The following is a 15,626-nucleotide window of genomic DNA, read 5'->3' on the forward strand; positions in this document are numbered from 1 at the left end:
AAGTATTAATGTTTAACGCTCGCGTCAAACCGAGCCTTACTTGAGCATGTTGACTATGGCTACAATTCATGTAGACGGAAAAGAGTATCAGGTAGACGGTGCAGAGAACTTGCTACAAGCTTGTCTCTCCATGGGCCTCGATATTCCCTATTTTTGCTGGCACCCAGCACTGGGTAGCGTCGGTGCATGTCGTCAATGCGCGGTAAAACAGTATCAAAATGCCGAAGATACCCGTGGGCGTCTGGTGATGTCATGTATGACACCTGCTGCCGACGGTACCTTTATCTCGATTGATGATGCTGAAGCGCGTGAATTCCGAGAAAGCGTGGTGGAGTGGTTGATGACCAATCACCCGCATGACTGCCCGGTATGTGAAGAAGGCGGAAACTGCCATCTCCAAGATATGACCGTCATGACCGGCCATAACTTCCGTCGCTACCGTTTCACCAAACGTACCCACCAAAACCAAGATTTAGGGCCGTTTATCTCTCACGAGATGAACCGCTGTATTGCGTGCTACCGCTGTGTGCGTTACTACAAAGATTACGCCGGCGGCACCGACCTTGGGGTTTACGGTGCACATGATAATGTCTACTTCGGTCGTACCGAATCAGGCACCTTAGAGAGTGAGTTCTCTGGTAACCTGGTTGAAGTCTGTCCGACAGGAGTCTTTACCGATAAAACGCACTCCGAACGCTATAACCGTAAATGGGATATGCAGTATGCGCCAAGCATCTGTCATCAATGCAGCATCGGCTGTAATACCAGCCCCGGTGAGCGTTATGGTGAACTACGCCGTATCGAAAACCGTTTCAATGGTAGCGTAAACCACTACTTCCTTTGTGACCGCGGCCGCTTTGGTTATGGTTATGTCAACCGTGACGATCGCCCTCGTCATCCACAACTTCGCCATGGCGATAATTGGGTAACGATGAATGCGGAACAAGCGATTACCGCGAGTGCTGATCTGCTTCGTCAGGCAAAACGTGTGGTCGGAATCGGCTCGGGTCGCGCAAGTGTGGAGAGTAATTTCGCACTGCAACAGCTGGTGGGAGCGGAGAATTTCTCTACTGGGATGCCTGCTGCCGAGCAGCGTCGGGTTGAATTAATCATCGACATCCTGCAGAACCGTGGCCTGTATACACCGTCACTGCGTGAAATTGAAAATTATGATGCGGTGTTGGTATTAGGCGAAGATTTAACACAGGTCGGTGCCCGTGTTTCACTCTCTGTCCGCCAAGCCGTTAAAGGCAAGGCGCGCGAATTAGCCGCAGCGCAGAAAGTCGCCGATTGGCAGATTGCTGCCATTCTTAACATCGGACAACATGCAAAGCATCCTCTCTTTATGACCACGGCACAGCCGACACGTCTGGATGATATCGCGGCATGGAATTACTGTGCACCGGTCGAAGATCAAGCCCGGCTGGGCTTTGCCATCGCCCATGCGATTGACGGTTCGGCCCCTGCGGTAGACGATTTTGATACCCGTTTAACCGCTAAGGTCGATGTGATCGTTCAAGCATTGAGTGGCGCAAAAAAACCGCTGATTATCGCCGGTACTCATGCCGGAAGTGACGATCTGTTGCATGCCGCAGCTAACGTCGCGCAAGCCCTTAAGGCGCAAGGTCGCGAAGTCGGTATTACGCTATTGGCCCCGCAGGCCAACAGTATCGGACTGGGATTACTGGGCGGTCAACCGCTAGAGTCGATGTTGGCTAAGCTTACCGAGGGTGAAGCCGATGCGGTGGTCGTGATGGAGAATGATCTCTACCGTCACCTTCCGGCTGATGTCGTTGATGCAGCTTTAAGTCGCGCTGATCAGGTGGTGGTGCTTGACCACCAAGCCACGACAACCTTAGCTAAGGCTTCGGTTATTCTCTCTGCGGCCAGCTTTGCCGAAGCGGATGGTACCTTGATTAACCAAGAGGGCCGTGCGCAACGCTTCTTCCAAGTTTATGACCCAGCCTATTACGATACCACAGTGACTCAACTAGAGAGCTGGCGCTGGCTTCATGCCTTAGAGCGTGCCGTGAACCGTCGGGAAACCGATTGGTCCCAGCTCGACCATGTTATTGATGCCGTGATTGCGGAAAAACCTTTCCTCAATGCCATCAAGGATGCCGCGCCGGATGCGTCATTCCGTATCCGTGGTCAGAAACTCGCTCGTTCGCCGCACCGCTCGAGTGGCCGTACCGCGATGCGTGCCAATATCAGTGTGCACGAACCGCGCCAGCCACAAGATAAGGACACTATGTTTGCCTTCTCAATGGAAGGTAACAACCAGCCGCAAGCGCCACGCTCACAAATCCCCTTTGCGTGGTCGCCAGGTTGGAACTCACCACAAGCTTGGAATAAATTCCAAGATGAAGTGGGTGGACACCTACGCCATGGTGATCCTGGTGTGCGTCTGTTTGAGGGTCAAGGTACCGGTGGCGAGTGGTTTACAACGATCCCTCCGGCTTATCAGCCACAAGCGCACTGGCGTGTTGTACCGTTGTGGCGTCTATTCGGTAGCGAAGAGCTTTCTCAGCGCTCCGAGGTTTTTGCACAACGTGCCGCGCCTGCGGAAGTCGTATTGCATCCAGAAGATGCTCAGAAACTTGGGCTGCAAGCGGGTCAATCCGTTACTTTACAAGCATCAGGGGTTGGGTTGACCTTACCTTTACGTCTCTCTGACACCTTAACGCAAGGTTTAGTGGGACTGCCGGTGGGCATGCCGGGTATCCCTCCTTACTTAAGTGGGGCAGAGGTGGAGATGTTGCAGGAGGCACAAGCATGAGCTGGTTCACACCTGAAGTGATCGATGTCATTCTGCAAGTGGTAAAATCCGTGGTGATTTTACTGGTAGTGGTGGCGTGTGGCGCATTTATGAGCTTTGCAGAGCGTCGTTTGCTCGGCTTATTCCAAAACCGTTACGGGCCTAACCGTGTCGGCTGGGGAGGCTCACTCCAACTCGCGGCAGATATGATCAAGATGTTCTTTAAGGAAGACTGGGTTCCTCCTTTTACTGACCGTGCAATTTTCACTATGGCACCAGTGATAGCCTTCGTTTCATTACTCTTGGCATTTGTCATTGTCCCTGTCTCGCCAACCTGGAAAGTGACTGACCTCAATATCGGTCTGCTATTTTTCCTGATGATGGCCGGTTTAGCCGTCTATGCCGTGCTCTTTGCCGGCTGGTCAAGTAACAACAAATACTCGCTACTGGGTGCGATGCGTGCGTCAGCTCAGACACTGAGTTACGAAGTGTTCCTCGGGTTATCCCTGATGGGGGTTGTGGCACAAGCTGGCTCTTTCAATATGACGGAGATCGTCAACAGCCAGACGCATTTATGGAATATCATCCCGCAATTCTTCGGGTTCGTGACGTTCTGTATCGCTGGCGTGGCGGTCTGTCACCGACATCCTTTTGACCAACCCGAAGCCGAGCAAGAGCTGGCGGACGGTTATCACATCGAATATGCCGGAATGAAATTCGGCCTGTTCTTCGTCGGCGAGTATGTGGCGATCACCACCGTTTCTGCGCTGATCGTTACCCTGTTCTTCGGGGGGTGGCATGGGCCTTGGTTACCGCCGTTTGTCTGGTTCGCCTTGAAAACAGCGTTCTTTATGATGATGTTTATCTTGATCCGTGCGGCGCTGCCTCGTCCACGTTATGACCAGGTAATGACTTTTGGTTGGACAGTTTGTTTGCCACTGACGTTATTGAATTTACTGGCGACCGCAGCCGTCATTCTCTATAGCGCGCAGTAAGGAATAACACCATGAAAATAAAAGATATAGTGGTGGGTTTTGGAACCCAAGTCCGAAGCATTTGGATGATTGGGATGCATGCCTTCGCCAAGCGTGAGACACAGATGTACCCGGAAGAGCCGGTTTATTTACCGCCACGCTATCGCGGACGGATTGTGTTAACGCGTGATCCGGATGGTGAAGAACGCTGTGTCGCCTGTAACTTATGCGCCGTGGCCTGTCCGGTAGGTTGCATTTCGCTACAGAAAGCAGAGATGGATGATGGTCGTTGGTATCCTGAGTTTTTCCGGATTAACTTTTCTCGTTGTATTTTCTGCGGCCTTTGCGAAGAAGCCTGTCCTACGACAGCGATCCAATTGACGCCTGATTTCGAGCTAGGAGAGTTTAAACGCCAAGACCTTGTTTACGAAAAAGAAGATTTATTGATCTCAGGACCCGGTAAATATCCTGAATATAACTTCTATCGTATGGCAGGCATGGCGATTGACGGGAAAGAGAAGGGCTCTGCAGAAAACGAAGCCAAACCTATCGATGTTAAAGGCTTATTACCCTAAGGAGTCGGGCATGGAATTTGCGTTTTATCTTTGCGGCATTATTGCCATTCTGGCAACGCTACGCGTCATTACACATAGCAACCCGATTCATGCGTTGCTCTACCTTATTGTGTCGCTATTAGCCATTGCTGGTGTGTTCTTCTCCCTTGGGGCTTATTTTGCCGGTGCATTAGAAATCATTGTCTATGCCGGGGCGATCATGGTGCTGTTTGTCTTCGTTGTGATGATGCTCAACTTAGGAAAGAGTACCGTGCAACAAGAGCGTGAGTGGCTGAAACCCTCTCTATGGATAGGGCCGGGCGCTATTGCTTTGTTACTGCTAGTCGTTATCGTTCGGTCGATTCTGATCCTTAACGATCAAGGCATTGATGGGACAGTCATTGCGGCGAAAGAAGTGGGAATTAGTCTATTCGGGCCGTATGTCTTAGCTGTTGAATTAGCGTCAATGTTATTACTGGCCGGTGTCGTGGTGGCATATCACTTGGGACGCGAAGAGCGCCGGGGTGAAGTCCTCGCTAACCGCGAAGATGATCGGGCAGATAACGAGAAGGAGAACCGTTCATGATCCCGTTACAACATGGATTAATTCTGGCGGCGATTTTATTCGTCATGGGGTTTACCTCCATTATCCTACGTCGCAATTTGCTGTTTATGCTGATTGGACTTGAGATCATGATTAATGCAGCAGCCTTAGCATTGGTTGTGGCAGGAAGTTATTGGGGACAAGCAGATGGGCAAGTGATGTATATCTTGGCCATCAGTTTAGCTGCGGCGGAAGCAAGTATTGGCCTAGCCTTATTACTCCAACTCCATCGTCGTCGTCAGACACTCAACATTGACTCAGTGAGCGAGATGCGCGGATGAACTTACTCTATTTAACCGTCCTTTTTCCCTTAATTGGCTTCGTATTATTGGCGTTCTCCCGCGGGCGTTGGAGTGAAAATCTCTCTGCGACAGTAGGAATCGGCTCAATTGGTCTGGCCGCGTTAACCACGCTGTATGTGGGAATGGACTTCTTCGCTCACGGACGCGCGGTGTTTGAACAAACACTGTGGACTTGGATGAGCGTGCCACCTTTTACTATTCCTGTGCGCTTTACGTTGGATGGTCTCTCAATGACCATGCTATCGGTGGTGACTGGAGTGGGCTTTTTCATCCATATGTTTGCTTCATGGTATATGCGTGGTGAAGAGGGCTATTCGCGTTTCTTCGCTTACACCAACTTGTTTATCGCCAGTATGGTGGTGTTGGTGCTCGCCGATAACTTGATGCTGATGTACTTGGGTTGGGAAGGGGTAGGGCTATGTTCCTATCTATTAATTGGTTTCTACTATACCAATCCTGACAACGGTAAAGCGGCGATGAAAGCCTTTATCATCACGCGTGTCGGGGATGTATTCTTAGCCTTTGCCTTATTCATTCTTTACAACGAATTAGGAACCCTGAACTTCCGTGAAGTGGTGGAGCTTGCACCGCAACATTTCGCTGCAGACAATCATATGTTGCAGTGGGCAACCTTGATGTTATTAGGCGGAGCAGTCGGTAAATCGGCGCAACTTCCGCTACAAACTTGGTTAGCGGATGCCATGGCCGGTCCAACGCCTGTTTCCGCGTTAATCCATGCAGCAACCATGGTTACGGCAGGGGTTTATCTTATCGCCCGTACTCATGGTTTATTCCTGCTGACGCCGGAAGTACTGCATTTAGTCGGGATCGTTGGTGCAGTCACCCTCGTCTTGGCAGGTTTCGCGGCACTGGTGCAAACCGATATCAAGCGGGTATTAGCCTACTCAACCATGAGTCAGATCGGCTATATGTTTCTGGCTCTGGGTGTGCAAGCGTGGGATGCAGCCATTTTCCACTTGATGACACACGCCTTCTTTAAAGCATTGCTGTTCCTCTCTTCAGGCTCAGTCATTTTGGCCTGTCATCACGAGCAGAATATTTTCAAAATGGGTGGCTTACGTAAATCCATACCCTTGGTCTATATCTGCTTCTTGGTGGGTGGTGCGGCGCTGTCAGCATTACCGATTATTACCGCAGGTTTCTACAGTAAAGACGAAATCCTGTTTGGTGCCATGGCAAATGGTCATCAAGGATTAATGATTGCCGGCCTGGTCGGAGCCTTCTTAACCTCTATCTACACCTTCCGGATGATTTTTATCGTTTTCCATGGCGAAGAGAAGATCAAGGCACATGCAGGTAAAGGGATTACCCATCACCTGCCGCTGTTGGTGTTATTGGTCTTATCAACTTTCGTCGGTGCAATGATCACGCCACCTTTAGCGGGCGTTCTGCCAGAGAATCATTTCTCTTCTGAAGGCAAAGAGATGCTGGAAATGGTGTCGGGTAGTATTGCGATTATCGGTATTCTGATTGCGGCAGCGTTATGGTTAGGCAAGCGCCGTCTGGTCAATGCTGTGGCAGCCAGTGGACCAGGGCGTTTCCTCTCAACCTGGTGGTTTGCTGCATGGGGATTCGATTGGCTCTATGACCTGCTGTTTGTGAAGACATTTAAAGCAGTGGGTTGGTTACTGAAATCCGATCCTCTTAACGCGTTAATGAATCTGTTTGCTGTGTTCTCCCGCTTATTTAATCGTGGATTAGTGGTCGGTGAGAATGGTTATGTGCGTTGGTACTTGGCGTCAATGGGTATCGGTGCTGTGGTTGTGCTAGCGTTACTGCTGGTGATCTAGGGTGCGTAGGTAAGGGCGTATACTGTATCGCCTTTACCTCCAAGCGTAAATTTTTTGAGCAATATGACTCAGAATCACTAAAAAAGGGAACTCTACGCCGTGTTACTACCTTGGCTAATTATCCTCCCCTTCGTTGGCGGCTTACTCTGCTGGCTGGCTGAACGCTTAGGCGTTAAAGTACCGCGCTGGATTGCGCTCGTCACAATGGGGCTAACGCTAGCACTTGCTTTGCAACTTTGGTCGCAAGGCGGGTTTTCATTCACTCAGACTACTGGCGTTGATCACTGGCAGTCTTCATTTACCGCGGCGTGGATCCCGCGTTTTGGCATTACCTTCCACCTCGCGATTGATGGTTTATCACTGTTGATGGTGGTGCTTACCGCGCTACTCGGATTGATGGCCGTACTCTGTTCATGGCAAGAGATCCAAAAACGCCAAGGCTTTTTCTACCTCAATCTGATGTGGATTTTGGGCGGCGTGATGGGCGTGTTCCTCTCTCTGGATATGTTCCTCTTCTTCTTCTTCTGGGAACTGATGCTGGTGCCGATGTACTTCCTGATAGCGTTATGGGGACATAAAGCGTCTGACGGTAAGACACGGATTTCGGCTGCGACCAAATTCTTTATCTATACCCAGGCATCGGGCCTTGTGATGCTGATTGCGATCCTCGGGTTAGTGTTCACACATTACTCGGCCACCGGCGTTTGGACCTTTGCCTATGAGCAACTGCTGAATACGCCGATGTCGCACAACGTCCAGTATTTACTGATGCTCGGCTTCTTTATTGCTTTTGCGGTAAAAATGCCGATTGTTCCGCTGCATGGCTGGTTACCGGATGCACATAGCCAAGCACCGACAGCCGGTTCCGTCGATCTAGCGGGTATTTTGTTAAAAACTGCAGCCTATGGGTTACTGCGTTTTAGCCTGCCACTGTTCCCGCAAGCATCAGCAGAGTTTGCGCCGATTGCGATGGGACTTGGATTAATCGGCATCTTTTATGGTGCGTGGATGGCTTTCACTCAGACCGATATCAAGCGCCTGATTGCATACAGCTCAATTTCGCATATGGGCTTTGTGGTAATCGCCATCTTTACCGGTAGCCAGCTTGCCTACCAAGGTGCAGTGGTGCAGATGATTGCACACGGCCTTTCGTCGGCGGCACTGTTCATTCTTTGTGGGCAGTTGTACGAGCGTTTGCACACCCGTGATATGCGTCAGATGGGGGGATTATGGGCACGAATTAAATGGATCCCTGCGCTGTCACTGTTCTTTGCCGTGGCCAACCTCGGGATGCCAGGAACGGGTAACTTCGCCGGTGAATTTATGATTTTGACCGGAAGTTTCCAAGTGGTGCCAGTGATTATTGTGACTGCGACCTTCGGCTTAGTTTTCGCCTCGGTTTACTCGTTAATCATGATGCAGCGAGCCTATTATGGCGCGCCTAAGTCTGAGACGCCGCTGGCGGCGATGAATGCACGCGAATTCACCATGATTCTGATCTTAGTCGTATTGGTTGTGTTGCTGGGGATCTTCCCTCAACCGATCCTCGATACCTCTTCGTCAACCATGGGTGCCATTCAGCACTGGTTTAACGCTTCACTTACAATGACAAGGCAGTAATCCGCCATGACAATAACTTCTCAACAATTGATCTTACTGCTGCCGATGTTAATCGTTGGATTAACTGTGGTAGTGGTGATGCTATCCATTGCTTGGCGTCGCAATCATTTTCTCAACGCAACGCTAACGGTGATTGGGCTTAACCTTGCGCTATTTTCCATCTGGTTCCCGGCGCATCAACCTGTTACGACGGTAACTGACTTATTAAGAGCCGACCATTATGCCTTTTTCTATAGTGGATTAGTGATCTTAGCGAGTTTGGCGACCTGTACCTTTGCCTATCGTTGGTTAGAGCGCTACACGGACCATAAAGATGAATTCTATCTATTAGTCCTGATTGCGGGCCTCGGTGGGATAGTCTTGGCTTATGCGGATCACTTTGCTTCACTGTTTATTGGCGTAGAACTGCTATCGCTGCCACTGTTCGGCTTGGTTGGTTATGCCTTCCAACAAAAACGTTCGTTGGAAGCGGCGCTAAAATACATGATCCTGTCTGCGGCAGCCTCGTCATTTATGCTATTCGGTATTGCGCTGATTTACGCGGCAAGCGGCAGTCTTGGTTTCCCAGCCTTAGCCAAGGCACTGACGGATGGAGTGGTCGAGCAATCACTCTTGATCACTGGTTTTGGCCTGTTAATTATTGGTCTTGGCTTCAAATTATCCTTAGTGCCTTTCCACTTGTGGACGCCGGATGTGTATCAAGGTGCACCCGCTCCGGTCTCGGCTTTCTTGGCGACAGCCAGTAAAATTGGGATTTTCGCGGTACTGATTCGCTTATTTGTTTCCATTCCGGTCGCTGATAATGAATCGATCCGTGTGGTGCTGATCGTTATTGCCTTAGCCTCGATGCTGGTGGGTAACTTGATGGCGATCTCGCAAAGTAATATCAAACGGTTGATGGGCTACTCGTCGATTGCCCACCTTGGCTATTTATTAATTGCCTTGATTGCAACGCCTTCGCATCAACTCTCTTTAGAAGCGACAGGGATTTACCTGATCGGGTATCTATTCAGTAGCCTTATTGCTTTTGGGGTGATCAGCTTAATGTCTTCACCGGCGAACGGCAGCGATACTGACTCGCTCTACTCTTACCGCGGATTATTCTGGCAGCGCCCTGTGCTGGCCAGTGTGATGGCGGTCTCGATGCTCTCTTTAGCCGGGATCCCGTCAACCTTTGGTTTTATCGGTAAGTTTTATCTGTTAGCGAACGGTGTGCAGGCTCAGCTCTGGTGGTTAACGGCAGCGGTCGTTGTGGGCAGTGCTATCGGCCTTTATTACTACTTACGGGTAACAGTTAGCCTGTTCCTAAAAGGGCCTGAGCAGCGTAGTCGCGATACCAATAATAATTGGGCTTATACCGCTGGCGGTATTGTCGTACTGCTTTCAGCGGTAGTGATTATTGTGGCCGGCTTCTACCCACAACCACTGATTACCTTGGTACAGATGGCACAACCGCTGTTGTAAGGTATTAAAGAATCACTTTGCACCGAAAAGCTGTCGCGCTGAGTAGGTGCTTGATTTACCCCCCTCGTTAAACACGCTTCGTGATCACACACCTCAGCAGCACAGTTTGCCTTGTCACCGTGACAAAACGTATTCTCTCGGAAATTAAAAAAGGGGAGGAAGGCGTGACAGCCCAGCGTCGCTAGGCTGTTGGAGAGGAATTAGATCGACTTATTCTTCAGATGGTGTAGAGATTGCCCCACCAGTTGTTTACATTGATCGACTTTTGCATCGGTTGGGTTCTGTGCCAATTGTGGATGCATTTTCAAGACGTGGTTAAAGGCTAAACGGACTTCATTACCCACATTCATGGTCGCCGCATCGCTCTCTGTGATCGGATGGGTATTCAGTTTTACATGTGTGCAAACATCAGCAATTTGTTCGCCTTCAGATTGACCAGCGGCCATGTTTGCCATTGCGGAACCACTCACTAACACCCCAAGAATTAATAAACCAGCTTTACGCATAGCGATTTCCTTTTGTTATAGTAAAAAATTGAGCGAGATTACAATAATAGTAGGTGATAATTTCGAAGCTTGCCTACTTTTACTATAGCAAATACTTGTGGCTGGCAAAGGGCATTAAAGCGCAAGAGATGGGTGAGGAAACTGCCCCGAATCGCAGAGTTTGCGATTCGGGGAGGGTGATTAATTACCTGCTGTCATCTTACGGTCATCAACGTATTTACGTTGGTCAGCCGTAGGGGGGAAGTATTGATATAACCAGGTTTCAGATAGCGTCTGATCCTTGGTGCGCAGGAACATCCGCATATTTACCGGCGTTGTACTGTCGCTGTTCGGATACCAATCAAAAAGAATACGATAAGTATTGGTAGGTTCGACATAAAGGATCTCAACTTGCTTAAAGGTGCCTGACGAGACGGTAATCACCGGCTCAATACCTTTAGGTGCAGCATCCTTCAATTCAGCGCCGGTAAAGTCGACAGCAAAACGACGACACCAAGTCTCAGGGAAGTGTTCGCCAGGTGCCCAACCTTCTGGGAAGCCACCCATCCCGGTACGGGTAGAAACGACACGAGATAAGTTACTCTCGACCGGCGGTAAGGCACTCCAGTAAAGGTTGTAGGCAAAATCGACTTCGCTGCCCGCTTTAATCGCGGTTGCAGGCTGCCAGAAGCAGACAACGTTATCGAGTGTTTCACCGGTGGTCGGAATTTCCATCAGGTTAATCGCACCTTTACCCCAGCTTCCCACTGGCTCCACCCATAGACTTGGGCGCTTATCGTACCAGCCGATAACATCTTGATAATCGCTGAAGTTGTGGTTGAGTTGCAATAAACCGAAACCTTTCGGGTTCTCATCAGTGAAGTCATTAAAGGATAGCTGACGCGGGTTATTCAGTGGGCGACAGATCCACTCGCCTTTACCTGTCCACATCGCGAGACGATCAGAATCGTGAATTTGCGGGTGATAGGTATTGCACATTCTGCGTTCGTTGGTACCGCAGCCAAACATACTGGTCATCGGCGCGATACCCAGTTGTTCGATGTCCTTACGGGCATAGAGGCTGTTTTCGATCTTCATCACGGTGCGTTTATCTTCGCAGGCAATGGTGAATTTGTATGCGCCGGTTAGGCTCGCACCGTCCAGTAATGCATAGACGACGAAAGTGGTGGCATCGGCTTTTGGCGTTTCGAACCAAAATGCTGTGAAATCCGGGAATTCTTCATGCTGCGTTAAGGTATTGACCGCAACACCACGCGCCGATAGACCGTATTGGAAAGTGTCATCCACGGCACGGAAATAGCTAGCCCCTAAGAATGCGACAATGTCGCGACGTGCCAGTTCAGGCGCTTTAAACGCACGGAAGCCTGCAAAGCCGAGATCTTTTTTGCCCTGTAGCTGTTTTACATCGACATTGGCATCGTGATAGTTGAATAACTCAGGTCGAAAGTGGATCTCTCGTGCATCTTGGCTGGCGGTATCGATTGAAAACATTCTAATCGGACGTTTAAAGCCCATTCCGACATGGAAAAACTGCACATCTAACTTACGATGCGGTACGTTAGCCCATAACGAGTGTTTAGCATCATATTGAATATTATTGTAGGCCTGTGGTGTCAGGTTAGCTAAGGTCTCGGGTAGGGCGCCTGGGGCTCCCGACCAAGGGCTGCTGGCCATTTGTTTGGCGTGCGCTTTAAGCTTATCGAAGCTGAATTTTTTGGCTGTGCCATCGGCAATCCCATCCGCTGCCCACACTTGATTTGACAACAATCCTGAGATCCCAGAAAGGCCACCGAGGGTGGATAATGCGACTGAGGCTTTAACAAACTTTCTACGATTCATGCCGAAAACATTTCCTTAGAGCTATGAAAGAATGGAGGAAGCTCTCCTCCGCGATGGATAACTTTCAGATACTATAGCGTGCTTAAAATTCGTTTTACTACTGCTTTTCAGAGTAATCTTGTCCGCCGATATTCTTGCATAAAATTAAGGGATAAGCAGCGTATGCTAAGATTAATAAAGCGTAGCACTGATCAGTGAAAACGTGCATGACGTCGACAGTTACCCATTGACTATGATCGTATGAGGAGAGTGTATGTCTAAGAAACATCAGCAGGAGCAACTACAGCAGCAATTATCTGCACTCGCAGAGAGTGTTGAGGCGTTACTGGCAGCGGAAGTCGATCTAACCGATACCTACTATCTGGGATTAAAAGCCAAGGCGGAACAAGCGCTTAATCACGCCCGAGAATCACTCGAGGCGAGTAAAGAAGGACTGATCGCAAAAAGCCGCCGTCGAGCGCGTTGTATTAATCAATTCGTGACCGAATCTCCCTGGCGCACGCTGGCATTGGGATGGGCAGCAGGGATGATTTGCGGTATTGTTTCGACTAAACGTTAACGAAAATGAGGTCGTTTCTGTGAAGGTCGAAATGTTATCTACTGGCGATGAAGTACTCCATGGTGAAATCGTCGATACCAATGCTGTCTGGCTTGCCAACACATTTTATGAAGCCGGTTACGCGATGACTTTTCGCACGACCTCAGGAGATTGTCTGCCGACACTGGTGGAGACACTCCAACAACGTAGCCGAGTTGCTGACGTATTAATCGTCAACGGTGGGTTAGGTCCCACAAGCGACGATTTTACCGCCCAAGCCGCGGCACAGGCAGCGGGCGTTGGCCTCGTCCGTAACGTCCAGTGGCTGAGCGAATTGCAGGCCTTCTTCGACCGCCGGGGAAGGGAAATGGCAGCCATTAATCTTAAACAAGCCGATATCCCTGACACAGCAGAAATGCTACCGAACGGTAACGGTACGGCTTGTGGCTTTCGCCTTGAGCTTAATGATTGCCAGATCTTTTTTACACCGGGACCGCCTGCTGAATTCAAGTTAATGATCACCGAGCAGGTATTACCCAGGCTTACCCAATACTTTCCCATGCCAGAGAAATTAGCCTGTTTACGGTTGACCACTTTTGGTCGTGGAGAAAGCGCTATTGCTGCATTATTGGCTGATATCAACCTGCCTGCGGGCGTCACCTTAGGCTATCGTGCCGCAGCGCCTATCGTTGAGATTAAACTGAGCGGTAACCAGACTCAACTCGCCGCTATGCAAGCTTGTTGGAAAATCATCAAGGGCCGCGTCAAAGATTTTGTTCTTTTTGAAGGGAAGGCAGGTTTCGCTGCAGAAATCGCCACGTTACTTAGTCAGCGCCATTATCGATTGCAGTTACAAGAAGGCTTTTCAGCCGGATTGCTCAACTGGACGTTAGCTAATGGAAACGCTGCACTCTGTGGGGCCGAGATCACGGGAAATAACGAAACGTGGGATGTAGAGAACTGGATGCGATCCTTAGCGGTAAAACCCGCGGACCAAACACTCTTCTTGGCGATTAGCCCCTTGGTCAAGGGTCAAGAAGTGGGATTTATTCTTACTACGCCTCACCAAACCTATACTTTTCACGCAGTGATTTCCGACGCGCTATTGACCGCGCCGCAACGTCTTCAGGAAGTGCTTGTGGTGCAGGCGATGTATTTGGTTCATCGTTGGTTAACCGGACAACCGGTAACGCTTATCTATCAAGGCTTAGCGCTGAGTAGCGATTAGGGGAGAGCGGGCTACAGCTCGATCTCGATATCGCCATCGGGCTGGCAACAACAGGGCAAAATTTCGCCCTGTTGAATAAAGGCTAAGGGCTGACTCGCATAGCACACTTGGCCCTTACATAACTTCACTCGGCAAGAGCCACAGTAACCTTCGCGACACTGGTATTCTACCTCGAGCTGATGATGCTCTAAGGTTTGCAATAAACTGGAGTGGTGAAGCTCTGGCTCCACCATTTTCCCAGAGTGGCTGAGTGTGATCCGAGCGGGTTTAGTGGCCATTATTACAGTTCGAAATCGTTAAAACCATCTGTGTCGACAACGCTATCAATCTGGCCGACAAGGTAAGAGCTGACTTCCACTTCTTGCGGAGCCACTTGCACGTTATCGGAGACTAACCACGAATTAATCCAAGGAATTGGGTTAGAACGGGTTTTGAATGGCAGTTCCAGTCCCACGGCATGCATACGAATATTGGTAATATATTCGATGTATTGGCAGAGAATATCTTTATTCATTCCGATCATCGAGCCATCACGGAACAGGTATTCTGCCCACTCTTTTTCCTGCTCAGCAGCCTTTTTAAATAACTCAAAGCACTCTTGCTCACACTCTGCAGCAATCTCTTTCATTTCCGGATCATCTTCACCGCTTCGCAGCAGATTTAGCATATGCTGCGTGCCCGTCAGGTGCAGGGCTTCGTCACGTGCGATAAGACGGATGATCTTGGCATTACCTTCCATCAGCTCACGCTCGGCAAACGCGAACGAACAGGCAAAGCTTACGTAGAAACGAATGGCTTCGAGGGCATTGACGCTCATCAGGCAGAGGTAAAGCTGTTTCTTTAATTCACGCAGGGAAACGGTCACGGTTTTTCCAGCAACCTGATGGTCACCTTCACCTAAAAGATGCCAGTAGTTGGTCATTTCGATCAGGTCGTCATAGTACTTAGAAATATCTTCAGCACGGCGCAGGATCTGGTCATTCGTCACGATATCGTCGAATACCAGAGCCGGGTCGTTCACGATATTACGAATAATATGAGTGTAAGAACGTGAGTGAATCGTTTCGGAAAACGCCCAAGTTTCAACCCATGTTTCCAGTTCGGGAATGGAGATTAACGGTAACAGCGCAACGTTTGGACTACGCCCTTGGATAGAATCCAATAGCGTTTGATATTTTAAGTTACTTAAAAAGATATGACGTTCGTGTTCAGGAAGTTTTTGAAAATCGATCCGATCGCGAGAGACATCGACTTCTTCAGGGCGCCAAAAGAAGGAGAGTTGCTTTTCAATCAGTTTTTCAAAAATTTCATATTTTTGTTGGTCATAGCGCGCAACGTTGACCGGTTGGCCAAAGAACATTGGCTCTTTGAGCTGATCGTTTTTATTTTGTGAAAAAGTGGTGTAAGCCATTGAGGTATCCCAATCAT

14 protein-coding genes are annotated in these 15,626 nt (G+C 49.5%); 10 read left to right on the plus strand and 4 right to left on the minus strand.

Translation table 11 applies throughout. From position 1 onward, the window contains the following. Positions 1 to 55: 55 nt before the first annotated feature. The 8 genes from nuoG to nuoN all read left to right on the plus strand — a co-directional run bounded on the left by nuoG (position 56) and on the right by nuoN (position 10,087). On the plus strand, positions 56 to 2,779 hold the full coding sequence (gene nuoG / locus HGT71_RS07200) for an NADH-quinone oxidoreductase subunit NuoG (protein WP_214217174.1): 2,724 nt from the start codon (positions 56 to 58) through the stop codon (positions 2,777 to 2,779). Beyond that, positions 2,776 to 3,753 carry an NADH-quinone oxidoreductase subunit NuoH gene (gene nuoH, locus HGT71_RS07205; protein ID WP_214217175.1) on the plus strand — a complete coding sequence of 326 codons (978 nt, stop codon included), beginning with the start codon at positions 2,776 to 2,778 and terminating at the stop codon, positions 3,751 to 3,753. The genes nuoG and nuoH overlap by 4 nt, the downstream gene beginning before the upstream one ends. Positions 3,754 to 3,764: 11 nt before the next feature. Next, complete coding sequence (nuoI, locus tag HGT71_RS07210; RefSeq protein ID WP_048912310.1) at positions 3,765 to 4,307, plus strand: NADH-quinone oxidoreductase subunit NuoI; 543 nt, start codon at positions 3,765 to 3,767, stop codon at positions 4,305 to 4,307. A 10-nt stretch (positions 4,308 to 4,317) separates the two neighbouring features. Then, positions 4,318 to 4,872: an NADH-quinone oxidoreductase subunit J gene (gene nuoJ / locus HGT71_RS07215; protein WP_214217176.1), complete on the plus strand. Its 555-nt coding sequence runs from the start codon at positions 4,318 to 4,320 to the stop codon at positions 4,870 to 4,872. After that, positions 4,869 to 5,171: an NADH-quinone oxidoreductase subunit NuoK gene (gene nuoK / locus HGT71_RS07220; RefSeq protein ID WP_048912308.1), complete on the plus strand. Its 303-nt coding sequence runs from the start codon at positions 4,869 to 4,871 to the stop codon at positions 5,169 to 5,171. The genes nuoJ and nuoK overlap by 4 nt, the downstream gene beginning before the upstream one ends. Further along, the gene (nuoL, locus tag HGT71_RS07225) at positions 5,168 to 7,003 is read left to right on the plus strand and encodes an NADH-quinone oxidoreductase subunit L (protein ID WP_214217177.1); all 1,836 of its coding nucleotides are present in this window, start codon (positions 5,168 to 5,170) and stop codon (positions 7,001 to 7,003) included. The genes nuoK and nuoL overlap by 4 nt, the downstream gene beginning before the upstream one ends. 99 nt (positions 7,004 to 7,102) lie before the next feature. After that, the gene (gene nuoM / locus HGT71_RS07230) at positions 7,103 to 8,623 is read left to right on the plus strand and encodes an NADH-quinone oxidoreductase subunit M (RefSeq protein WP_214217178.1); all 1,521 of its coding nucleotides are present in this window, start codon (positions 7,103 to 7,105) and stop codon (positions 8,621 to 8,623) included. 6 nt (positions 8,624 to 8,629) lie between these two features. Further along, positions 8,630 to 10,087, plus strand: a complete 1,458-nt coding sequence (nuoN, locus tag HGT71_RS07235) for an NADH-quinone oxidoreductase subunit NuoN (protein ID WP_214217179.1) — start codon at positions 8,630 to 8,632, stop codon at positions 10,085 to 10,087. A 200-nt stretch (positions 10,088 to 10,287) separates the two neighbouring features. On the opposite strand, the gene HGT71_RS07240 is transcribed toward nuoN, so the two are convergent. Together HGT71_RS07240 and HGT71_RS07245 are read right to left on the minus strand one after the other, a co-directional pair. Beyond that, positions 10,288 to 10,593, minus strand: a complete 306-nt coding sequence (locus tag HGT71_RS07240) for a hypothetical protein (protein ID WP_214217180.1) — start codon at positions 10,591 to 10,593, stop codon at positions 10,288 to 10,290. A gap of 180 nt (positions 10,594 to 10,773) precedes the next feature. Further along, a complete protein-coding gene (locus tag HGT71_RS07245; RefSeq protein ID WP_214217181.1) occupies positions 10,774 to 12,432 on the minus strand; it encodes a glucan biosynthesis protein D in 1,659 nt (552 codons plus the stop codon). Between the two features lie 253 nt (positions 12,433 to 12,685). Between HGT71_RS07245 and HGT71_RS07250 the strand changes: the two genes are divergently transcribed. Together HGT71_RS07250 and HGT71_RS07255 are read left to right on the plus strand one after the other, a co-directional pair. Beyond that, positions 12,686 to 12,991: a DUF883 domain-containing protein gene (locus HGT71_RS07250; RefSeq protein ID WP_214217182.1), complete on the plus strand. Its 306-nt coding sequence runs from the start codon at positions 12,686 to 12,688 to the stop codon at positions 12,989 to 12,991. A gap of 31 nt (positions 12,992 to 13,022) precedes the next feature. Then, complete coding sequence (locus HGT71_RS07255) at positions 13,023 to 14,198, plus strand: CinA family nicotinamide mononucleotide deamidase-related protein (RefSeq protein WP_214217183.1); 1,176 nt, start codon at positions 13,023 to 13,025, stop codon at positions 14,196 to 14,198. Between the two features lie 11 nt (positions 14,199 to 14,209). Here HGT71_RS07255 and yfaE read toward each other — a convergent pair whose 3' ends face one another. Both yfaE and nrdB read right to left on the minus strand, forming a co-directional pair. Beyond that, complete coding sequence (yfaE, locus tag HGT71_RS07260; protein WP_048912300.1) at positions 14,210 to 14,476, minus strand: class I ribonucleotide reductase maintenance protein YfaE; 267 nt, start codon at positions 14,474 to 14,476, stop codon at positions 14,210 to 14,212. A gap of 2 nt (positions 14,477 to 14,478) precedes the next feature. Continuing rightward, positions 14,479 to 15,609: a class Ia ribonucleoside-diphosphate reductase subunit beta gene (gene nrdB / locus HGT71_RS07265; RefSeq protein ID WP_099824260.1), complete on the minus strand. Its 1,131-nt coding sequence runs from the start codon at positions 15,607 to 15,609 to the stop codon at positions 14,479 to 14,481. Positions 15,610 to 15,626 lie beyond the last annotated feature (17 nt).

Origin of the sequence: Rosenbergiella epipactidis, from assembly GCF_018494055.1 — a bacterium.
In the GTDB taxonomy this organism is placed as follows: domain Bacteria; phylum Pseudomonadota; class Gammaproteobacteria; order Enterobacterales; family Enterobacteriaceae; genus Rosenbergiella; species Rosenbergiella epipactidis.